General features: G+C 49.0%; 26 protein-coding genes and 1 tRNA gene. 15 read left to right on the top strand and 12 right to left on the bottom strand.

The genetic code is table 11. From position 1 onward, the window contains the following. On the bottom strand, positions 1–247 hold a 247-nt coding region (locus AC1S5B_RS21070; protein WP_482037662.1), incomplete at its 3' end, for an acyl-CoA thioesterase. A 91-nt stretch (positions 248–338) separates the two neighbouring features. Between AC1S5B_RS21070 and AC1S5B_RS21065 the strand changes: the two genes are divergently transcribed. Together AC1S5B_RS21065 and AC1S5B_RS21060 are read left to right on the top strand one after the other, a co-directional pair. Beyond that, a complete protein-coding gene (locus AC1S5B_RS21065) occupies positions 339–713 on the top strand; it encodes a winged helix-turn-helix transcriptional regulator (RefSeq protein ID WP_482037661.1) in 375 nt (124 codons plus the stop codon). Positions 714–899: 186 nt separating this feature from the next. Next, positions 900–1,403: an NINE protein gene (locus AC1S5B_RS21060; RefSeq protein WP_482037660.1), complete on the top strand. Its 504-nt coding sequence runs from the start codon at positions 900–902 to the stop codon at positions 1,401–1,403. Position 1,404: 1 nt separating this feature from the next. Here AC1S5B_RS21060 and AC1S5B_RS21055 read toward each other — a convergent pair whose 3' ends face one another. Further along, the gene (locus tag AC1S5B_RS21055; protein ID WP_482037659.1) at positions 1,405–1,890 is read right to left on the bottom strand and encodes a DUF2996 domain-containing protein; all 486 of its coding nucleotides are present in this window, start codon (positions 1,888–1,890) and stop codon (positions 1,405–1,407) included. Positions 1,891–2,102: 212 nt separating this feature from the next. Here AC1S5B_RS21055 and recG point away from each other — a divergent pair, with 212 nt between their 5' ends. The 4 genes from recG to AC1S5B_RS21035 all read left to right on the top strand — a co-directional run bounded on the left by recG (position 2,103) and on the right by AC1S5B_RS21035 (position 7,185). Further along, positions 2,103–4,652, top strand: a complete 2,550-nt coding sequence (gene recG, locus AC1S5B_RS21050) for an ATP-dependent DNA helicase RecG (protein WP_482037658.1) — start codon at positions 2,103–2,105, stop codon at positions 4,650–4,652. A 200-nt stretch (positions 4,653–4,852) separates the two neighbouring features. Next, positions 4,853–5,764, top strand: coding sequence for an allantoinase PuuE (gene puuE / locus AC1S5B_RS21045; protein WP_482037657.1), 912 nt, complete (start codon positions 4,853–4,855; stop codon positions 5,762–5,764). Between the two features lie 123 nt (positions 5,765–5,887). After that, on the top strand, positions 5,888–6,466 hold the full coding sequence (locus tag AC1S5B_RS21040; RefSeq protein ID WP_482037656.1) for a CDP-alcohol phosphatidyltransferase family protein: 579 nt from the start codon (positions 5,888–5,890) through the stop codon (positions 6,464–6,466). Next, positions 6,466–7,185, top strand: a complete 720-nt coding sequence (locus tag AC1S5B_RS21035; protein WP_482037655.1) for a phosphatidate cytidylyltransferase — start codon at positions 6,466–6,468, stop codon at positions 7,183–7,185. The genes AC1S5B_RS21040 and AC1S5B_RS21035 overlap by 1 nt, the downstream gene beginning before the upstream one ends. Positions 7,186–7,227: 42 nt before the next feature. On the opposite strand, the gene hisB is transcribed toward AC1S5B_RS21035, so the two are convergent. Beyond that, complete coding sequence (gene hisB, locus AC1S5B_RS21030) at positions 7,228–7,863, bottom strand: imidazoleglycerol-phosphate dehydratase HisB (RefSeq protein ID WP_482037654.1); 636 nt, start codon at positions 7,861–7,863, stop codon at positions 7,228–7,230. Positions 7,864–7,941: 78 nt separating this feature from the next. Next, positions 7,942–8,565 (bottom strand): M23 family metallopeptidase, encoded by a 624-nt coding sequence (locus AC1S5B_RS21025; RefSeq protein ID WP_482037653.1) that lies wholly within the window; start codon positions 8,563–8,565, stop codon positions 7,942–7,944. A gap of 532 nt (positions 8,566–9,097) precedes the next feature. Here AC1S5B_RS21025 and AC1S5B_RS21020 point away from each other — a divergent pair. After that, entirely contained in the window at positions 9,098–9,589 is a 492-nt protein-coding gene (locus AC1S5B_RS21020; RefSeq protein ID WP_482037652.1) for a hypothetical protein, read from the top strand. 48 nt (positions 9,590–9,637) lie between these two features. Here the strand turns inward: AC1S5B_RS21020 and sfsA are convergent, their stop codons facing one another. The 5 genes from sfsA to AC1S5B_RS20995 form a co-directional block, all read right to left on the bottom strand. Then, positions 9,638–10,360 (bottom strand): DNA/RNA nuclease SfsA, encoded by a 723-nt coding sequence (gene sfsA / locus AC1S5B_RS21015; RefSeq protein ID WP_482037651.1) that lies wholly within the window; start codon positions 10,358–10,360, stop codon positions 9,638–9,640. Positions 10,361–10,406: 46 nt separating this feature from the next. After that, on the bottom strand, positions 10,407–10,652 hold the full coding sequence (locus AC1S5B_RS21010; protein WP_482037650.1) for a hypothetical protein: 246 nt from the start codon (positions 10,650–10,652) through the stop codon (positions 10,407–10,409). Between the two features lie 69 nt (positions 10,653–10,721). After that, entirely contained in the window at positions 10,722–11,111 is a 390-nt protein-coding gene (locus AC1S5B_RS21005; RefSeq protein ID WP_482037649.1) for a hypothetical protein, read from the bottom strand. Between the two features lie 413 nt (positions 11,112–11,524). Continuing rightward, on the bottom strand, positions 11,525–11,899 hold the full coding sequence (locus AC1S5B_RS21000) for a response regulator (RefSeq protein WP_482037648.1): 375 nt from the start codon (positions 11,897–11,899) through the stop codon (positions 11,525–11,527). Positions 11,900–12,237: 338 nt separating this feature from the next. After that, positions 12,238–12,612, bottom strand: a complete 375-nt coding sequence (locus tag AC1S5B_RS20995; RefSeq protein ID WP_482037647.1) for a response regulator — start codon at positions 12,610–12,612, stop codon at positions 12,238–12,240. A 176-nt stretch (positions 12,613–12,788) separates the two neighbouring features. Between AC1S5B_RS20995 and psaX the strand changes: the two genes are divergently transcribed. After that, on the top strand, positions 12,789–12,908 hold the full coding sequence (gene psaX, locus AC1S5B_RS20990) for a photosystem I protein PsaX (protein ID WP_482037646.1): 120 nt from the start codon (positions 12,789–12,791) through the stop codon (positions 12,906–12,908). A 162-nt stretch (positions 12,909–13,070) separates the two neighbouring features. Here psaX and AC1S5B_RS20985 read toward each other — a convergent pair whose 3' ends face one another. Next, on the bottom strand, positions 13,071–13,976 hold the full coding sequence (locus AC1S5B_RS20985; RefSeq protein WP_482037645.1) for a branched-chain amino acid ABC transporter permease: 906 nt from the start codon (positions 13,974–13,976) through the stop codon (positions 13,071–13,073). 113 nt (positions 13,977–14,089) lie between these two features. Beyond that, a complete protein-coding gene (locus tag AC1S5B_RS20980; RefSeq protein ID WP_482037644.1) occupies positions 14,090–15,193 on the bottom strand; it encodes a beta-barrel domain-containing protein in 1,104 nt (367 codons plus the stop codon). A gap of 38 nt (positions 15,194–15,231) precedes the next feature. Between AC1S5B_RS20980 and AC1S5B_RS20975 the strand changes: the two genes are divergently transcribed. From AC1S5B_RS20975 to AC1S5B_RS20965, 3 genes are all read left to right on the top strand, one after another. Beyond that, on the top strand, positions 15,232–15,384 hold the full coding sequence (locus AC1S5B_RS20975; RefSeq protein ID WP_482037643.1) for a hypothetical protein: 153 nt from the start codon (positions 15,232–15,234) through the stop codon (positions 15,382–15,384). 64 nt (positions 15,385–15,448) lie between these two features. Beyond that, complete coding sequence (locus AC1S5B_RS20970; protein ID WP_482037642.1) at positions 15,449–15,751, top strand: helix-turn-helix domain-containing protein; 303 nt, start codon at positions 15,449–15,451, stop codon at positions 15,749–15,751. 76 nt (positions 15,752–15,827) lie between these two features. Beyond that, positions 15,828–15,912 (top strand) — tRNA-Ser (locus tag AC1S5B_RS20965). Here AC1S5B_RS20965 and AC1S5B_RS20960 read toward each other — a convergent pair. Then, a complete protein-coding gene (locus tag AC1S5B_RS20960) occupies positions 15,883–17,208 on the bottom strand; it encodes a lipid-A-disaccharide synthase-related protein (RefSeq protein ID WP_482037641.1) in 1,326 nt (441 codons plus the stop codon). The two genes, AC1S5B_RS20965 and AC1S5B_RS20960, sit on opposite strands and share 30 nt — an antisense overlap. Before the next feature lie 357 nt (positions 17,209–17,565). Here AC1S5B_RS20960 and recQ point away from each other — a divergent pair, with 357 nt between their 5' ends. The 4 genes from recQ to AC1S5B_RS20940 all read left to right on the top strand — a co-directional run bounded on the left by recQ (position 17,566) and on the right by AC1S5B_RS20940 (position 21,237). Then, complete coding sequence (gene recQ / locus AC1S5B_RS20955) at positions 17,566–19,791, top strand: DNA helicase RecQ (protein WP_482037640.1); 2,226 nt, start codon at positions 17,566–17,568, stop codon at positions 19,789–19,791. A 122-nt stretch (positions 19,792–19,913) separates the two neighbouring features. Next, positions 19,914–20,132: a chlorophyll a/b-binding protein gene (locus AC1S5B_RS20950; protein ID WP_482037639.1), complete on the top strand. Its 219-nt coding sequence runs from the start codon at positions 19,914–19,916 to the stop codon at positions 20,130–20,132. 161 nt (positions 20,133–20,293) lie between these two features. Beyond that, positions 20,294–20,683, top strand: coding sequence for a helix-turn-helix domain-containing protein (locus tag AC1S5B_RS20945; RefSeq protein WP_482034976.1), 390 nt, complete (start codon positions 20,294–20,296; stop codon positions 20,681–20,683). Further along, a complete protein-coding gene (locus AC1S5B_RS20940) occupies positions 20,575–21,237 on the top strand; it encodes an IS630 family transposase (RefSeq protein WP_482034977.1) in 663 nt (220 codons plus the stop codon). The genes AC1S5B_RS20945 and AC1S5B_RS20940 overlap by 109 nt, the downstream gene beginning before the upstream one ends. The last annotated feature ends 5 nt before the right edge of the window (positions 21,238–21,242 follow it).

Genomic DNA, 21,242 nt, shown 5'->3' with positions numbered 1-21,242 from the left:
ATCTCGACATGAAACTAATTCTGAGACGAGGATCTACAGCTGTAGTAGTCTGCACAATGACAGGCACAATTCCATTCTTGAGTTGTTCATCCAACGGGAAATAACGGGCTAACATTTCCAGACGCAGATCTTCCAACCAACGAACGTAAACGATATTGTTGACGATACCTGCAAAATCAATATCGTAAGTTCTTACGGGTAAATGAATTTCAACTTCAAACGGTTGCTTGTGCGTTACTGCGTTCATAGTTCATATATAACTTTTAAGTTGCAAGTCAAAATGGAGTTTAGCAGCCATAGTTTGTAAAATGCAAGTAACCAAGCTGATTGCACTAGCTATGTCCCAACCAAAACGTTCCCCCTGTCCTGTTGCTTGTACTCTAGATTTGATTGGCGATCGCTGGACGTTACTCATCATCCGAGACATGATGTTCTTCGGCAAGCAGCGTTTTGAAGAGTTTTTAGAATCTCCTGAAGGGATCTCGACTAATATCTTGGCAAACCGCCTCAGGCTGCTTGAAGAATTAGGTTTAGCGGAGAAGCAGCCTTACAGTAACCATTCCCGGCGAATGAACTATCAACTCACCGAGGAGGGAAAAAGCTTGCGTCCTGTTTTGAAAGTAATAACTGCTTGGGGATTGAAGCATATTGATGACACACAGATTCCTCGGAGTCATCCGTCGGATGCAGATCGCTCCACTCATAGCAACTGAACCATAAATGCCAACAGGCAAGCCTTCAACTAACCTTTCCCACAGGCAATCAAAGGGGCACAACAAAGTTCTAGCCAATTCAAAGTCCAGCGTCCCAAATTTTTGCTGATTTTTCTGTCCATCTCAAGTCAAAATCCTTATCATGGGGAAATGCCTTCTGCCGCTCCTCTACTGTGCAACAGGTTTATGAATAATGTTCCGACTTCCTATGTTCTTTGGTTGGGCTGTCTACTCCAACTACATGGACTTCAACGTTTATACAACGGTAAAACCTTCACCGGGCTACTGTGGCTATTTACCTTTGGGCTGATGGGCTTTGGTCAGTTTTTTGATCTCGTGCTGATTCCTGGCATGGTGGATGAACACAACACTAAGCTACGTGCGAGTCAAGGAACCATACCGGGCAGTTTTACTCAACAACCTGCGATCGAGCGGGTGATCAAAAGACCGGAAGCGCTGCCTGTCCTGACTGTAGTTTCTCAGCCAAGACCCGATCAGCTTTCCGTAAAATTAGTCAAAGCGGCTCAAGCGCGAGGTGGCACCCTTTCGGTGACTCAAGGAGTGATTGACACAGACGCAAGCTTTGCTGCCGTTGAAGCAACTCTACACAACCTAGTTAAAACAGGTTATGTAGACACTTACAACGATGCAATGACAGGTGTCGTGTTGTATCACTTTAGAGAGCTATAGCTTAGTTCCGCACTAGCCACTTCTGAGCGTTGAGGCGTTGCAATGTCCAAAATACCAGCAGTCCTAAATCTGATTTACGCTCATCAATCCGAAAAGACTCTAAGGTGCTAGCTTTGCCGCCACTTTCAGCATAAGAAAATCCCTTCTTACCATTGATGGTTTCATCCAGAAAGTAGAGGTTGAATTCGCGGGTTTGCTTGTAGCCGCTGCTCCAAACTCCGACCACTTGCCAACAGTCTGGCGATTGGCTAAAGCCGATGACATTGATCTTTTTCTTTTCAAAGGAAAGCTCCACACCTTGGATGCCTTGGCTTTCAAGTCCGGCTTTGAGTGCTGGAATAAAATCTTGCCGAATAAAGTCAGGAAGCAGTTTATCTTCCAAAGCAGGCGGCTTTTCCTTTTTGGCTTTTGCTGCGGGCTGTGCCTCAGACTGCGCTGGGGTAGAGGGTTGCTCATTCACTGAGTCTGGAGTTGTTTCTTCTGACATAGGGTGGCTCAATCCTTTTTCAAAGTCTTGATAGCAGTGGGTAGAAATCGCTAAGCATTGTTTGCTTCCTGCCTGATTCTACTGGAATTCAGCGTCAGTGAGCTACTGGAAAGTAGTTCAATATGACGCAGAGAGGGAATTGGAATTGTGTAGGATAGACTACTTGTGATTGGTTCCATTAGTAATCCTGTTACACCACGATCGCCTTTTGCATGACCCACGATAACAATAGTGTGGCTTCCTCTCGCTGTGTTCCTGCTTCTCCACCCGACTGGCTGCGTTTGCAAAAGGCATTATCAGTCGAAGTCGATCGCGGATTTAACGACCTGCAAGGTAAAGAACATCGGTTCAGCGAATTTCTGAGTTTGGCTTTAAACCAGCCACCTGAGCCGCTTCCTACTGAGGATCAGCGTCGTTGGCAAACCCTGGGTAGCCAGTTCACTACTTATGCGGAGATGAGTTTTGCTCAACGGCAGCACCTCGTGGCAGATACGCGCCGATTTTTGCATCAGGCAAGGCAAACCTGGGAACAGTCTAGTGAAAAAGCAAAGGAGGCAGGGCACGACCATCCATCAGGTTCTCAAGCCGCGAGTCGCAAAACTCCAAACTCGTCATCCAAGATTCCTCGGACTGTTCCCCTAACCGCTTCTGCTTCGCTGCTGACGCTCGATCAACCGCTTACTTACTTAGCGGGTGTAGGGTCTAAAAATGGCGAAAAGCTGGCGAAACTCGGACTTTTGACCGTGCGGGATTTGCTCTATTACTATCCACGCGATCATATTGACTATGCTCGTCAGGTCAATATCCGCGAGTTGAAGGAAGGCGAAACAGTAACATTGGTTGCGTTTGTGAAACAATGCACCTGTTTTAGCAGCCCTCGTAATCCCAAGTTGACGATTTTAAATTTGGTGGTGAAAGACAATACCGGGCAACTGAAGCTAAGTCGGTTTTATGCGGGGAGCCGGTATGGCAATCGTGGGTGGCAGGAGCAACAAAAACGGCAGTATCCACCTGGAGCCGCGATCGCGGTTTCAGGGTTGGTTAAGCGCGGCAAGCAGGGCGTGACGATTGAAGACCCAGAAATTGAAGTGTTGGATCATTCGGGTGGAGCAATTGACTCGTTAAAAGTAGGGCGGTTGGTGCCCATTTATCCGTTGACTGAAGGAGTGGGCGCAGATTTAGTCCGGCGGACGGTAGTAGCCATTTTGCCTGCTACTCTGCAACTTCAAGAAGCGCTCCCAGATTCGGTGCGATCGCAGTATGAATTAGTCGGCATTCATGAGGCGATCGCCCACATTCACTTTCCGCCTGACCATGCCGCCCTCGATGCCGCCCGTCATCGGCTAGTATTCGACGAATTTTTCTATCTGCAATTGGGCTTGCTCAAACGCCGCAAAACTCAGCAACAGATCCAGGCAAGCGCCGTTCTTGCGCCCACTGGCAAGTTGATTAACGAATTTTATGCAATGCTGCCGTTCAAATTCACCAATGCTCAGCAGCGCGTTGTCAATGATATTTTGAACGATTTGCAAAAAACAACCGCCATGAATCGCCTAATTCAGGGGGATGTCGGGTCTGGCAAAACAGTGGTGGCAGTAGTGGCCATGCTGGCAGCAATTCAAGCGGGGTATCAAACCGCGATGATGGCTCCAACCGAAGTGCTTTCCGAGCAGCATTATCGTAAATTAGTAGGCTGGTTCAACCTACTGCATTTGCCTGTGGAACTGCTGACTGGCTCAACCAAAGCCGCAAAACGCCGAGAAATTCATTCACAGCTACAAACGGGCGAACTATCGGTGTTAGTGGGAACCCACGCCCTCATTCAAGACTCGGTGATTTTTCAACGATTGGGACTGGTCGTAATTGATGAGCAGCATCGGTTTGGGGTGCAGCAGCGGGCGCAACTCCAACAAAAGGGCGAACATCCCCACACACTAACGATGACCGCTACGCCGATTCCGCGCACGTTGGCTCTGACACTGCACGGCGATTTAGATGTGAGCCAAATTGATGAACTGCCCCCCGGACGAAAACCCATTCAAACGACCGCTCTGACCGGAAAAGAGCGGATGCAAGCCTATGAACTGATGCGGCGAGAAATTGCTCAAGGACGACAGGTGTATGTGGTGCTGCCGCTGGTGGAGGAGTCGGAAAAGCTGGATTTGAAATCGGCGATCGCAGAACACCAAGAACTCCAAGAAGTTGTTTTCCCCGAATTTCAAGTGGGCTTGCTGCATGGACGCATGAGTTCGGCTGAAAAAGATGCTGCCATTGGTCTGTTTCGCACCAATGAAACTCAAATTCTTGTCTCCACAACGGTCGTTGAGGTAGGTGTGGATGTGCCCAATGCCTCTGTCATGCTGATTGAACACGCTGAACGGTTTGGGTTATCCCAACTGCACCAGTTGCGCGGTCGGGTGGGTCGGGGTGCCGATCAAGCTTTTTGCCTGTTAATGAGTAGCTCCCGTAGTGAAACGGCTCGTCAACGGTTAAAGGTGCTGGAACAGTCCCAAGATGGATTTTTCATTTCGGAAATGGATATGCGTTTTCGAGGTCCAGGTCAGGTGTTAGGTACGCGCCAATCAGGATTACCAGATTTTGCATTAGCCAGTTTGATTGAAGATCAAGCGGTGCTGGAACTAGCACGAGAAGCGGCTGAAAAGGTAATTGCTGAAGACGAAACTCTGAGTCGGTGGAAAGGGATGCAGCAAGAATTAGACTATCGCTATCAACGTTTAATGGGGGGTACGATTTTGACTTAAGTTAGGTTTCAGGTTTCGGGTTTCAGGTTTCAAATTTCAAATATAGAGGGAATGCAGGCAGGTGAGAATAGCGATCGCGATGTCTGATGCAAAAAAACTTACTCCTGCCTGCGAGTTGTAATGGGGGAAGATTACGTGCCGGAGCCAACGACCGCACATCAGGTATAAACTACTCAAGTGATCAGAAGGTAAAGGATGCAATGTCTAAAGACTATCCAAGAGATATGGTGGGGTACGGTTGCAATCCAATCCATCCCCAGTGGACAAACCAAGCGCGGGTTGCGGTGCAGTTTGTGATTAATTATGAGGAAGGGGGTGAAACCTGCGTTTTGCATGGGGATCAGGCTTCCGAAACGTTTTTATCCGAAATTGTGGGGGCAGTTCCCTTAATGGGGTTACGGCACATGAATATGGAATCATGCTACGAGTACGGCAGTCGGGCAGGATTCTGGCGCTTGCATCGACTGTTTACGCAGCGTCAGATTCCAGTGACCGTTTTTGGGGTTGCCATGGCGTTAGCACGGAACCCAGAAGCAGTAGCAGCAATGAAAGCGGCAGACTGGGAAATCGCGAGCCATGGCTACCGCTGGATCGACTATAAATATTTTGGTGAAGCGGCAGAACGGGAGCATCTCCAGCAGGCGATCGCGATTCATACCGAAGTGACGGGAGAGCGTCCATTAGGCTGGTATACCGGACGCACCAGTCCCTTCAGCCGCAAGCTTGTCGTAGAAGAGGGCGGTTTTTTATATGATGCAGACAGTTATGCCGATGATTTGCCCTATTGGACAACGGACTATGGCAAGCCTCATCTGGTGATTCCCTATACCCTAGACAATAACGATATGCGCTTTGCCTCAGCTCAAGGCTTCAACTCTGGGGATCAGTTTTTTGCCTATCTGCGAGATGCCTTTGATGTGCTGTATGAGGAAGGCGAAACTGCACCCAAAATGATGAGCGTGGGGCTGCATTGCCGTCTCGTAGGCAGACCTGGACGATCTGCTGCTCTAGCGCGATTTTTGGATTATGTGCAACAGCGCGATCGCGTTTGGTTGTGTCGCCGGATTGATATTGCCAATCATTGGTATAAACATCATCCGTTTAGCAGCTAGAGATTGGGTTTCGGGTTTCAGAGAAGCAGGTCATCCCCTTAAGATTCCCTTGAGAGAAATATGCTAAATATCTAGCTCTTGATATTCTATCTATGCTAAATATTTAAGTCTGCCAAAGATTTTATGACAGAAAAAACAGCTATTTGGACGATTCCAAACACTCTATCGCTTTATCGATTGGCGGTATTTCCAATACTAATAGTTTTGATTCTTGGAGAACAAGAGAGAATTTTTTCGTTTTTTTTCTTGATTAGTTTAGTCACCGATATTCTGGATGGCTGGATTGCTCGGACGTTTAGCATGGAAAGCGAACTGGGGGCGAAACTAGACTCTTGGGCAGATACAGCAACCTATATCGCGGGTTTCTGGGCGGTTTTTAGCTTTAAAGCAGAGGAAATTGCACCCCATGTTCTTTGGATCGTTGCTTTTGCGATCGCCTGGTTCACGTTATATCTAGCCATGCTGATCAAGTTTCGCAGCATTATTGGGCTACATACCTACAGCTTCAAAATCACCGCTTACCTCCAAGGAGCCTGCATGATGGGGCTACTCTGGTTTGGCTTTTGGGATTGGCTGTTCTATTTGGCGATCGGGTGGGGAATTTTAGCTTGCCTGGAAGAAATTCTGATTGTGCTGTGGTTGTCCGAACCCCAAACGGATGTCAAAGGCTTATTTTGGGTACTGCGCGACGCGAATCAATAATGCATCCGATTTTTATCTATATTGCGGTTTTTCTGTTGCTGGGTGGAATGGGTATGTATTTCGCTAACCGTAAGGTGGACGCGGAAACCAGTCAGCAGCGCTGGTTTAAGTTTCTGACCTACATCGCCATTGTCAGCAGCGCGATCTCCAGTATTTTGCTAGATCACTTTTATCTCGCCGCCATTTTAATTTCCGCGATCGGGCTGGGGGAAATTATCCGGGTTTTAGGTGCGTCATCTCGGCGATCGTTTCAACTGCTTGTCCTGGGAATTTATCTGGCGATCGCGGTTGGCTTTCTCGCTTTCTCAGTGTCATTTGAGCGATTTTTTCTGCTGTTTATCTACTTTCAAGTCTTCACCTTCGACGGATTTTGTCAGGTTACCGGACAACTTTTGGGCAAACAAAAACTCCTGCCTCACATCAGCCCTGGCAAAACCTGGGAAGGTCTGATCGGCGGCACTATATTTTGCTTAATTGCAGCAATGTTAGCGCGGGATTGGGTGGGGTTTTCAATGCCGATCGCTCTGCTCATAGGCATGACCACCGCTTTGTTGGCGTTTACCGGGGATATCCTGGCTTCCTATCTAAAACGGCTGTGCCAGGTCAAAGATTACAGTAATCTTTTGCCGGGACATGGCGGCGTATTGGATCGATTTGACAGTTTGATGATGGTGGGAACGGGCTATGTTTTGCTGTCACAGATGCGATCGCTACCCTGATTTCCTGTTGCCTAAATGCGATCGCCACAGCGCACCTCTTCTTTAAAGCACCCCTTTAGAACTGGGAATGGTATTGGCGCGACGAGCATCTACTTCCGTTGCCATTCGCAGCGATCGCGCAAAGGCTTTGAAGGTCGCCTCAATAATATGGTGCGAGTTGATGCCGTCTAGCTGGCGAATATGCAGGGTGATTTGGGCATGGTTGACGATCGCCACAAAAAACTCGCGCACCAGTTGAGTATCGTAAGTGCCCACACGCTGGGTCGGAATCTGCAAGCCATAGCTGAGATGGGGACGACCCGAAAAATCTAAGGCAACTTGCACTAAGGCTTCATCCAACGGGGCAACAAAGTGACCAAAACGAACAATCCCTTTGCGATCGCCCAACGCCTTGCCCAAAGCCATCCCCAAGGTAATGCCCACATCCTCATTCGTGTGATGGTCATCAATTTCAATATCGCCCGTTGCCCGTACATCCAGGTCAATTAAGCCGTGGGACGAAATTTGATGCAGCATGTGATCCAAAAAAGGAATTCCCGTTTGAGCGATACAGTGTCCCGTACCGTCCAAGTTAATCATCACCTGCACATCGGTTTCTCCGGTGGTGCGGCTGACAGAGGCAACGCGATCGGGTAACAAGCTAAGGGAAGTATCAATCAGTCGATCCGTGGTCTGCATAAAAGGTTGGAATGAAGGGCGCTTTTCCATTATCCAAGGATTTGGACAACTCAGGTAAACAGCTTTAAAGTGAGTGGATTAGCGCTCTGATGGCGGTACGGCGGAGAGCGATCGCCCAGTTGCCTGTTCGCTATACATTGCCCGCAGTACGAGCGCCGGATCAACCCATTTCCCGGTAAACTTTAGCCCCCAATGCAGGTGCGGTCCGGTGGTGCGCCCGGTCATGCCCACTCGTCCAATCCGCACTCCTGCTTGCACGGTTTGTCCTTCCCAAATTTGGATGCCCCCTTCGCGATCGACCATATATCGCTTGCCAGCTTCTTTCTCCACGTGTCCGCTCATGTGGCAATAGATGTGTTCCCATTGCCCAGATTCCACCACTACCGAAGTTCCACAGGCGCTATCATCGGATACTTCTACTACTTTGCCCATCCACCAATTGCGAATATAGCTTCCTTGAGGCGCTGCCATATCTAAGCCGCGATGATATTCCTGGGTGTAACCACCATCGGGCGATCGGCGTAACCCAAACGGAGAGGTGTAGGTTTGAAAATTTTCTACGGGAAAGGAAGCCCCGACCCAAGTGCCCATTGCAACTTGGCTAGAGTTGACTTCCACAGCCTGAGCCGTTTCTGGGTATATGGATGGAGATGCCAAGGCGACGACCAAGGCGATCGCAAGAAATATAGAACCAACAAACATCAGCTTTCTGCTTCGACGAAACCTGATGTTTGGCAGCACTTTACTCACATTCAAACGATGAATCAGCGCACGAATAGTTCTAATCACAGCAATAAAAAGCTTTCAATTGAGATTGCAATCACACCAAGCTTGTCTAGGAACCCCAGACCTTTCGGCACCTTAGGTTGCTTCTAGAAGACACTTTTTGAAAACTAGAATACTCCTCTGGAGCATGGTACTCTAGCTGGCAAATTTGGCACGTTTTTTTGTGATCCGCGATCGCCCTCTCGCTGTAAAAGCAGTTGATGAGTCAAAGTCCGCAGCCAAAAAGTCCCTAGACAATCTAGTTCGACGAAAGGGACAGAAGGCAATATTTCTCATGCTATTGGTTTCATATTTATTTGTTCTATTGTGTAGGAAAGAATTTTAGTTATCTCTGCAAAATCTTTTAAAAAACAAAGGCTGCATCACCGATCGCCGGATCTAAATCACAGTAATAACTAACGTTGGATTCAAAATAACTAACTTTGGGAAACGATTAATGACGAACAAAATGACCCAAACAATCCCTGTTGGGTTGATTGGAATTAGCCTGATGGTTGCGAGTGTAGGTTGCTCTCCCACACCGCCCAATGCGACTCAAACGCCCACGATGGCTCCCCAGGCAAATGCAACTCCACAGCCAACTGCGACTCAACCTCCAACTGTGGCTCCCCAGCCAAGTTCAACTCCCCAGTCCAATGCGATTCAAACGTTTTCCTGTACTGGGCGTAAAAGCAACGGCTGGGACTATGATGCAAAATTTCTGGATGGTCGCTTTACCCAAATTACCTGGACGAGATCGGGACAACCCACCTACGTTTCGCCCCTGACGTTCGATCGCAACAATGATCAAGGACAGCCTATCTACCGGGGAGCCTTCCAAGCCGCCACGGCGATTTCGCTAGTGGATTTAGGCAGAGGCAATGTGCGTCCGGGTTCAGAAGTCTCAGTCGGTACTGAAGAATGGGGCTGGGCTAGAGGAACCTGTGCGATCGCTAAATAATTGCAAAGACTGCCCTCAGGCGATAGTTTGGTGGGTCGCGATTCCTGCCTAACTGAGCTTCAACTTTGCCAAACCCAAGTAGCGAATACCTACAGGCGAAATCTCGAAGCGACAGGGCAGCACGGTTACACCCAAGGAGATCGCCTCTCGAAACAGCGTGCCGTAGGTTGGATCGCCGCGATCGCCAGGGGCAAAATAGGGACAGTCTGCCCGATTAATGAAATAGAGCATCACCGGAACCGCATCGGGCAGTAGTGCCATCAGTTCCTTCAGGTGCTTTTGCCCACGAGTTGTCACCGTATCGGGAAACAAAACCAACTCGCCCTGCGCCCAAGTGGTGCTTTTCACCTCCACATAGATTGGCTTGTCAGCACCCATCAGCAAAAAATCGATGCGGCTTTTTTTATCTTGTCCATAGGGCACCTCTCCCCGAATTTCGCTATAGTCGCCCAATTCAGGAATTAGCTTATTGACCAACGCCAGTTGGATAATCCGGTTCGGCAAATTGGTATTCACGCCCACCCAGGTAGGTTGATTGTCATACACCTGAATCATTTCCAGGGTATAGCGCAGTTTGCGGGTGGGGCTGTCACTTTCGGAGAGATACACCGGACTACCCAGGGTGGAAACACCCGTCATCGGTCCCGTGTTGGGGCAATGCGCTGTCACCACTTCGCCAGAAACCAGTTCCACATCGGCAAAAAATCGTTTGTAGCGTTTAACGAGTTTGCCTGCTAACAGCGGCGGATAGAAATACAGATAGTCGGTCATTTCAGGGTTCACAGTTCAGTTTTTATAGAGGCGATCGCATTCAACCTTACCAATCAACAGCGGCGATCGCCCCCACGCCTCTACAGGGTTCATATGACAACACTATTGCAGCCCAATTTATCATGCCAAATCGCGATCGCACTCTGAGATCGGCGTTGCTAACTCTTCTCGAATCGATTCTCGCTGAGAGAAGATACAGCGTCTCTTGTACCGCAGCCCAATCTGCCTCAGGCAACAACATGGCATTGGTACTCTGTCCTGCAATTACGATAGGTTGATGCGATTGACTCACAGAACCGATCAAATCGTGCAACCGCTGCTACGCACGTCCTGCGGTCTACTCAAAGTCCATCTCCTTCTCTCAAACAGTTACTAATTGGGCGGTTTCTTTGCGTAATACTTCAGCTAAATGCTTATCAATGGGTTGCCACCGTGGATTTTTCGCTTTTCCTGCTTGCCACTCAAAGGAAACTTGGCTAAATCCGTTATATTTTGGTCGGCTGGTGTCGGCGGGACAATGTTCGATCCAAACTAGGCGATCGCAGTCTAATTGAAACTTCTGGACAATTTGGCTTGCTAGTTGTTCAATTTTGTAGGGGAAAAACCATCCCGTTTCGCAACCCATATCAGACACCATGACAATGTGCTGCCCAAACGGTGAGTAAAAAATTTGCAAATAGCATCGCATTTGCCAAGTGCCAAAGTATTGCCCTGGAACCGTACATTGATAGGACTGATCAACGATCTTCATGGTAAATCCCTGAGAAATAAATAACAATTTGCTATAAAGCCCCAAATAAAATGATTGATTTAAGTGATTAGCAAGGCATGTTTTCGAGATAAAAAACTAAGTTCTTGTTCTAACGATGTAGAGGTCAGGCGATTTCCTTGGTCATATAAAGGCATTTCCTGCCAGCAACTCCGGCAGAACCAATACACTTGATGTTGACGAATGTGGCGCAACATGGAATGAGAGCAGCAAGGACAAGCATTCATCGTAAATTCCTCGGATGAGACGAATGAGGATTGACAGACATAAAGGAAATTGAGCAACTCTTCAAATTGCACTGACTTGAACATATTTGGAAATTATGGAGAAAGTTTGGAGAACGACAAGAGTTTGACTACGTTTCTTTGCAAATGATGTCAAAGTGTTGAGTTCTCTCATGATTGCAAGGTTTGAGCAATTTGCCGGACAAAATCAACGGGATCAAATGGCTTGAAAATAGTTAATACAACGCCTAACTTTGGTAAGCGATCCGGGTTGGGCAAATAGCTATTGGCGGTTAATAGCACTACTGGAATGAGTTGAGTGGTTGGATTAGAGCTTAAACACTGCAAAACAGCAAATCCATCCATTTCAGGCATCATCACGTCTAAAACGATCGCGTCTATTTTTTCAGTATCAGCTTGCCGTAATGCATCTTTACCTGACGAAGCCGTTAGCACGTCCCAACGTCCTAAACGCTGCAAGCACGCTGCCACAACTTCCCGAATCACAGCATCATCATCTACAACTAAAATCCGCTTGGCAGTCACATCAACCACTCTAACTGTTTGGTTTCAACAATCCGACAAAAATGGAGTAGCTCCCAACCTTGCTCGAATGAATATAAGACACTGCTCTTACAGCCAGAAATCATACTTCGATTTAGCAACGCCAGAAACTTAAGCAGTGGCTTCAGAATACATAAAGAATATGGAGAAAGTTTGCAGACTCTCGCTTGAATTGTAAAGAAGCGTTAAGTTGCGTGTAATTTTGAAGACTCATTCCAGATCTAAGCTGATAGGCATTCAGTTACCTGAACAAGGGATTTAAACCCTGTGTTAAAAGGCTTTCCGAGTTTTTTAATGCTGTAACTTAAAAGACTATTCGCTTACCAACCTAATAGTAGGCTGATTTCCTGGGATATCTGGAGAGGGTCAAAGGGTTTAACGATTAATCCGGCAACCCCTAATTCTTTGTACTGGAGTTGTTCATTGGGTTGAACTTTGGCAGTTAGAAAAATTACTGGAATTGGGGCAGTCTGAGGATTTTGCTGAAGATGTTGCAGGGTTTCGAGACCATTCATTCCGGGCATCGAAACATCCAGCAGGATGGCATCGGGCATCTTGGCGATCGCGGCTTGAATCGCTTCTTCTCCCGAACCAGCCATAATCACCTCCCAGTGGGCAAGTTTCACTAGGCACATTCGCACCACTTCCCGAATCCGCGCCTCATCATCCACAACTAAAATTCGTTTGATGGTCATCGTGCCTACCCTTTATTTTTGTCCAGCGTAGCTAAATCAGCGGAGAAAAATGGCGAAGTCAGAACGACGAGAATGGATGAACCTTTCCATATGACGTTAAATTTGATCCTAGAGTGTCGCAAAGCGACCCATTCTTTGGTATTCCTTAAAAAGTCTATTCTTTTGGAGTACCGTTCATGGCAACGCAAGCAACAAACAAAAAGCCGCCTTATACTTTTCGCGCCTTCTGGGCAATTTTGCTATTGTCAGTCAACTTTTTAGTGGCAGCTATTTACGCTCACATTATTAATATCTAGACCGTTAAGGGGCAAGGGGCAAGGGGTTGGAAATGACAAAATGGAAAACATAAAGCTTTGCCCTATAGCCCCAATCTTGGTGCGTTACAGCGTTGCTTAACACACCCTCTGCGATCTCGCTTTTTTCCCACTCGCTACTCACCAATCGCTCCAACCGCTTTTCTAAGACATCGTTCCTTTAAATAAGCCTTGGGGTCGAACGAGCAATACGAGCATCATGATTAAGAGGGCAATGGCAAGTTTATATTCGTTACGGATGCAAAACTGACTCAGCCAAGGGGGGAGCCATGCCGGACAATAGGTGCTGGCTTCTTGGGCGATGCCAATGATGAAGGCACCCACGATCGCGCCGTAGGCATTGCCGATTCCGCCCAAGATGACGGCAGCAAACATCGGCAAAATCAGAAACCAACCCATGTTGGGACGCACTGCTTCGATTAAGCCCAACATACTGCCGCCTAAGGCTGTTAATCCGCCTGCAATAATCCATGTCCAGAAAATGATGCGATCGACTTTGATCCCTGCTACTCGCGCCAGATCGAGATCGTCTGCCACAGCCCGCATTGCCTTGCCAATTTTGGTGTTTTGCAGCAAGTAGTGCAGCCCTAAAATCGCCGCGATCGCCATGCCAATCACCACTAGATCATAAAGCGGTATCCGCAGACCACCAAACTCAAGCGCTTCGGCAACCGATAAGTTGTAGCGCTGGTTGCTGCCGCCCCAAATCAAAATAATGCCGTTGCGGAGAAACAGAGCCAGTCCAATCGAAATGATAATTAACGTGGCAGGCGCGGCGCGGCGAACCCGCATCGGTGCCCAGATTAGTTTTTCGGTTAGCAAAAAAGCGGCGATCGTCACTACCGCCCCCACAATCATAGACAGCCAAATGTTGATGCCTAGGCTATTGGCTAGAAACGTGGCATAAGCGCCTAGGGTCATGAAGTCACCATGGGCAAAGTTGGAAAGGCGCAAAACGCCGTAGGTGAGGGTTAAACCAACGGAGCCAAGGGCAATGATGCTGCCCAAAGAAATGCCATTGAGAACCAGTTGGGCGAGTTGAACAGACATTCGGCACTGCTTTTATGGGGATTGATCTTCCCGATTGTGCCGGAATTGAGGCATTGAAGCAACTTGCTGGTTACAATTAGCGCGATCGCGGTTTGAGATAGTTGCCCTTCTTTCTAGGCATTACTCCAGAGGCGAAGTCTTCTTAGGAATGCCTGAAGTACCGTTTCTTGGCGAGAAATAATATCAGCACGGGCTTCCATTCCGGGTTGAAGCAGATAGCGGCGATCGCCTTTGGTAAAATAAGGGCGCTCTGGCTGAACCGTCACCTCATAGTAGGCAGCCGTTGAATTAATGCCATCCGTTGGAGTAATCACATCGGGGGCAATCGTTTGAACTGTGCCAGGAAGCGTTCCATACTCTGGGTAGGGGTAAGCAGAGACTCGAATTTGGACGGGTTGACCGATTTCTACTTGGCTAATGTCTTGGGCTGCCACTCGCGCCTTAATCACCAGTGGCACCTTATCTGGCACGATTTGAGCCACATTTTCACCCTGTTTTACGGCTTGTCCTGAATTGCGGAGTGCGAGTTTGAAGAGGACTCCACTCACGGGCGCTTGAATAACTTGCTGATCGATCGCGCCATTGAGTTCCTGTAAAGCTGTGCGATCCAGTTGGATTTGATTGGTTAACCCAGTGCGCTGTTGCAACAGGCGATCGCGCTGAGTGGTGAATCTCTGGGCATCCGCTGGGGCTGTTTGCTTCAGTTGCTCCAACGCACCGTCAATTTCCACGTTGACAAGATTCGTTGGAATAGCCGCCTGATCGACCCTTGATAAAGACGCTGCTTTTACTAAAATGCCGCGTTCTAAGGTTTTAAGAGTGGCATCAATGTCGGCGTTTTGCACTTCATATTGTTGTAAAAATGCCTGTAAGCGATCGCGGCGAGCTTGCAAATTACGCAGCCGCGATCGCTCTAATCCTCCAAATTCCGCGAGTACCTCTCCCTGCTGAATCGGCTGATTTTCTTTCACAAGCACCTGCTGAATGATGCCAGTCGTTGCCGCCTGTACAACGCTCACATCTTGAATAGGACGGACAGTGGCAACCGCCTGCACGGTAACGTTGTACTCGACCCCTGCCGCCGCGCCCATTGCTCCCACAAATAGCCCTAGTAGCAATAGGGTTCCGCCCTGGGTCCAGCGATTGATTGGAGGAAGAAATTCGTCTAATTGAAGCGGATGGATCGCCATTAGGTGTGGCTGATTGCGTATTGCCATGATTATGCCTCGGAAAGGAGGATAGTCCTCTTTTCGGTATGTTTCGGCAAAATCCGCACGATCGCAGGAAAGCTGGTGCGATCGCAGCCAATCAGTTAAAAAGATACTATCCAGATGCTCTAGAGGCAGAAATCGGGAACAAGAGTACAGAGAATCGGGCAGAAGTTCGTTGGAACGGGGTTTTGAAGTAAGTAGGCGGCTGCAATTAAAACTAAGGTAGAAAGGCTGGTGTAAAGTTCCTCCTCAACTGTCCTGATGCCTGCTCCTATTCACCTGTTTTTGAACCCTGAAGAAGACCGTACCTTAACAGAACTACGGCTTGCTACAAGCGTACCGCAACGATCCCGCGATCGCGCTTACATGATTCGACTCAACGCTCAAGGGTGGAGACTCCCCGCGATTGCCGAGATCTTTGAGTGTCACAAACAGACGGTTCGATTCACTCTTCGACGCTGGCAAAAGGATGGGTTAGGCGGGGTATGGGAATCATCTGGACGCGGAGCGAAACGGCAGTGGCAGGAAGCCGATATGCGCTCAGTCGAGCAATGGATTGAGTAAGACCCTCGCACCTCCAACATCCCACAGCAATCCTTTGATCGAAGATCGCTGGTAATAAGATGGTAGGATCATTAATGGAGAGGTGGCAGAGTGGTCGAATGCGCTTGACTCGAAATCAAGTTTGGGGTAACTCAACGGGGGTTCGAATCCCCCCCTCTCCGTTCCCATTGCTGCATCAGGTAAGCCGCGATCCGTTGAGCAGCCCCTGGAGATCCCATACGACGACGACCATTTTCAGCAATAAGCTCTAGCTGTTCCGGGTTTCGCAAAACAGCTTGCAGCGCACTAGCAACTTGGTCAGGATTTCGTACCAAGATAATCGATCGCCCCAATAGGCGAGTTTGGGCTTCCGCAAATTTTGGCGTAAATTGAGGTCCTTTCCCTGGCAGGGTAATCGCAGGCTTGCCTAACCCCACGAATTGCTCGGTGGCGGTGCCAGCCATGGCGATCGCGCAGTCGGCTCGGTGCAAGCAGTCAGCAAATGCTTGTTGAGACACGACCAGCGTTGCTTTTCCCTTTTGATACCATTGGGCGGCAGAATCGGGGAAGTGGCGACTGTCAGAAATACCCACCGAAGAAACGAGCGACCATCCTTGCGATTCCAAATCATCATGTAGCGGCTCTAGATGAACCGTAGGCGCGATCGCTGCCAAAAATAGCAGTGACTTAGGGGTGAAAGCCTCGACCACTCCAGCGACAGCCTGCAAAATATACTGCCAGTTATCATAGGCTTCGGGCACCCGTGAACCCGGTAACAACAGCACGTTTAGTGGTTGCTGAGACGGTGCCGTAGAAACACTATCCCAACTAGAGCGGCGCAAACTTACCGCAAGGGGTTCGCTATAAACCAGCGATCGCGTTTCAGTTGGCTCTAACCCATCCATCATTGGGTTGCCTAGGTCCAGCGCTGGCACCGCTAACTTTTGCAAAATCTGAGTCGTGAGCGTATCTCGTGGAAACACCCCCCGACAGCGATTGCGGCTCATCAGCCACCGTTCCCAGGGATAGTACACCGAGCCTGACCAAGCATCCAACATTTCCGCAGCAAACAGTTTACCGTCATCATCCCGCAGATAATATTCTGACTTCGCCGTGCCAATAAAGGTATAGGGTACTCCACTCAGCAACGCTAGTACGAGTGGAAAAATATCTCCCACCGCCAAGATCGTGCCGCCTTGCTGTGCCCACCGCCGAATTTCCTGTAACTGCGACCAGGTAAGCTGCACCAATCCGCCCTGAAGATCTCGCGCTAGCTGGCGACTATCCATCCAAAAAAATCCGCCCGACGGCATCGCCTTCACCGCACCCACTAAGGGAATCTCTGCCTGTTGATATGCCCGTCCTTCACCCACTAATGGCAATGCTGCAATTTGAGGCGGATTTGGCTGCTCTCGTAGCGCTTGCAGCACCCTCACTGCAATGATGTCTTCTCCATGTCCGTTACTCAGGCATAGCAATCTTTTGGAAGGAAAATGATGTGGCAAGTGTGATGGTAGCAATGGCAGCAATCCCTTTAAATCTGGCAATTAAAACACTTTCACGAAATCATCAGCTTTTAGACCCAATACGAGCTAGACCTAAAATAATATAGAGGCTAAGAAGCCATCATACCCTATGGATATAGGACTCAATTGTCTTTCAATCGGTTGATTCTGCCTTAGCTAGGGTATCCTAAATGGACGCGATCGCGTGTACTCCTCACCGACGATCCTTTATCAGACAGGTTCCGAATCGGGTTTCAGGTTTGCAGGTTTCAGGTTTCGGGTTTCAGTGTGGAGTCTCGCCATTCGCCGTTCGTAATTCGTAATTCGCCAATGTCCACTCAGCCCGCGATCGCGACCCAGTTTTCTTCCCTAGAACATGCTCTCAAGCATTACTTCGGCTACGATAGCTTCCGACCGGGGCAGCGTCAGATTATTGAAAAGTCGCTGCAAAACCAGGATGTGCTGGTGATTATGCCCACGGGTGGCGGCAAGTCCCTATGCTATCAACTGCCAGCGTTACTCAAACCCGGATTGAGCATCATTGTGTCGCCCTTGATCGCCCTCATGCAAGATCAGGTGCAGGCATTGCAAGATAACGGCATTGCCGCTACCTTTCTCAACAGCAGCCTCAGCGGTGCAGAACTACGAGAACGAGAACGGGCGGTGGTGGAAGGCACGGTGAAACTGCTGTATATTGCCCCAGAGCGGCTGTTGGGCGATGGGCGGATCAGTGAGTGGCTGTCGCAGGTGTATGTGTCAAGCATTGCGATCGATGAAGCCCACTGCGTTTCAGAATGGGGGCACGACTTCCGCCCAGATTACCGTCAGTTGCAGCAGTTGCGCCAAAGCTATCCCAAAGTTCCGGTGATGGCGCTGACTGCCACTGCTACCGAACGAGTGCGGCACGACATTGTGGAGCAACTCCACCTCAAAGATCCCGTTGTTCACCTGGCGACTTTCAACCGTCCCAATCTTTATTACGAAGTGCGCCCTAAGCAGCGACAAACCTACGATGAACTGGTTCAAATCGTTCGTAAAACCACTGGGTCTGGCATTGTTTATTGCCTGAGCCGTAAGCGCGTGGATGAACTGGCGCTGAAACTGCAAAACGACGGAATTCAAGCGCTGCCCTATCACGCAGGATTGACAACCGAAACCCGCACCGACAATCAAAACCGCTTCATCCGAGACGATGTGCAGGTGATGGTTGCCACCGTTGCATTTGGCATGGGCATCAACAAGCCAGATGTACGCTTTGTGGTGCATTACGATCTGCCGCGCAACATTGAAGGCTACTACCAAGAATCGGGTCGGGCAGGGCGAGACGACGAACCCGCCGAGTGTATTCTGTTCTATGGGGCAGGCGATATTAAAACCGTGGAGTTTTTGATTAGCCAAAAAGTTGATCCCTCCACAGGTGACCCCTTGGAAGACGAGCAGCGGATTGCCAGCCAACAATTGCGCCGGGTGGTCAACTATGCCGAAGCGACGGAATGCCGTCGGATTATTCAGTTGGGCTATTTTGGCGAAGCATTTCCGGGTAACTGCGGCAATTGCGACAACTGCTGCAATCCCAAACCCGTAGAAGACTGGACGATTGAAGCCCAAAAGTTTCTCTCTTGTGTGGCGCGGGTGCGAGAACGGTTTGGCATGGGCTATGTGGTAGATGTGCTGCGGGGTTCCAAGAGCCAGCGGGTGCTGCAAAATGGGCATGAAAAGCTGTCTACTTATGCCATTGGCAAGGATCGCAGCGCTGAGGAGTGGCGAATGTTAGGGCGATCGCTGGTGCATCAAGGCTTAGTCGATGAAAGCAGCGATGGTTATTCGGTGCTGAAGCTGAATGAGTTGAGTTGGGAAGTGTTGCGAAAACAGCGATCAGTCAGTGTTGCCGTTGCGCCCGGTCGTTCCCAAACTGCGCAACCCGGAAACGAAACGGATGAGAACATCGAAGCACTCTTCCAGCGGCTGCAAGCACTGCGGAAGCGGCTTGCCGATCAGCAATCTGTGCCCCCTTACGTCGTATTTGCGAACGCTAGCCTGCGCTTAATGGCACAACAGCAGCCTTTAAACCGCGCTCAATTTTCTCAAATTTCTGGCGTGGGTAGCCGTAAGTTGGATCAATATGGCGATATTTTTCTATCTGAAATCCGCGAATTTCGGATAGAAAAAGGGCTTTCCTTAACGTCTTCGGCATCGACTATTTCGCCCGTTGGGTTACCTCTGCTCACCCCGGTGCATCGTTCTCCCTCAGATACCCATCGGCTGACCTTGCAGCTTTTTCAGCAGGGGCTAAAACCGTTTGAAATTGCCGAGCAGCGCAATCTGCGGATGAGTACGGTCATGACCCATTTAGCAGAACTAATTGAGATGGAACATGACATTCCGCTCAATAACCTAGTGCCGCTCGATCGCCAAGAGAAAATTTTGCACGCGATCGCGACTGTTGGTGGAGACTCACGCCGCCAGATTCGCGATTATTTGGGAGAAGTATATGGTTACGACGAGATTCATTTGGTGCAGGCATACTGGCGACGGGAAAACTTAGAGCAGTCATAGCTGCTTACTAGGAGCCAAACTAACCACGCTTTGTTACATTTTTAAATCTAATGTTGCAATTTTGTAACATTACCTGCTATGTTAGTTTACATAAAGTTACACAAACAGGTCAGGAGACTTTCATGAAAAACGGCATTGTGGTTGAAGAAGGCGGAAGACAAAACATTTATGCAGTTGAGCCAAAAATGTATGTCACTGATCAACCTCAGTTTGGTTTTACCAAATACGCAGAACTCTTCAACGGACGCATGGCAATGATTGGTTTCGTCTCCTTGTTAGCTTTAGAAGTCTTTACGGGGCATGGGGTGATTGGTTTTCTGTCCAACTTGTCCAACCTTTAGTCGGATATGGTGATGGCTCTAGTAAAGCCATCAAGGTGTTTAGCTGCTAAGTGAACGAGATTCATACATCAGCCCTAGCTCTCCCTAGGGCTTTTTGCATAGAGTTACAGCGGTTTGCGTTCAGATAGGGGACACTAAAGTGGTGCAAAAGAAGGTAACGAATGAAGCCGTATTCCATCGACTTGCGAGAACGAGTTGTCAGTGCGATTGAACAAGGAGATAGCTCTTTCAGAAAAGTAGCGCAGCGCTTCTGTGTCAGCAAAAACTGTGTCGAGCGGTGGGTCACTCAGAAGCGGACAGAAGGTCATGTGGTGCCACGCAAGCAGGGTGGGTCGGTGAGTGCGGTGATGGAGCATCAAGATCAGTTGATGGCGATTTTCGAGCAACAGACCGATGCGACCTTGGCAGAATACTGTGAGTTATTGTTTGATGCGACTGGACTATGGGTAAGCCAAAGCACCATGTGTCGGACATTCCAGCGACTAGATTTACCACGCCAAAAAAAACACTCCGCGCCCACCAAGCGACGAGCGAACGCGTACAACGCTTAAGAGCGGAGTATTGGACCCAAGTCAAGGGGGTAGACCTCAAGGACTTAGTGTTTCTTGATGAGATGGGAGTTTTGCTGGGACTGATGCGAACGCATGCCCGTGCAAGGTCTGGAGCACGAGCTTACGACTTCAAACCCTTTTATCGCGGTAGTAAGGTGAGTGTCATTGGTGCGATCTCGGTCTCAAAAGTCCTGGCTGTAATGACAATGGATGCTTCGATGGACGCGGCTGCCTTTGAAGTCTATGTCTCCCAGTGTCTTGTGCCCCAACTCTGGCAAGGGGCTGTTGTGGTCATGGACAATCTGCCGACCCACAAAGTAGACGCGATAGCACCTCTAATTGAAGCGGTTGGCGCAAGGGTGCTGTACCTGTCTCCTTACTCCCCGGAATTTAACCCCATAGAACACTGGTGGTCGCAGTTAAAAGCCTTCTTAAGGCAGTTCTCGCCGACGACCTCGAAACGGGTCGATACGCTGATTGCAACGGCGATGGATTTAATGAATCCGAAGCATTTGCGAAACTGGTTTGCCCACTGCTGCTACTGTCCCTCATGAGTCTG

The organism is Leptolyngbya sp. CALU 1928 (assembly GCF_056784215.1).
The sequence above is the reverse complement of the archived record's forward strand: the minus strand, read 5'-3'. Positions and strand labels throughout refer to the sequence as shown.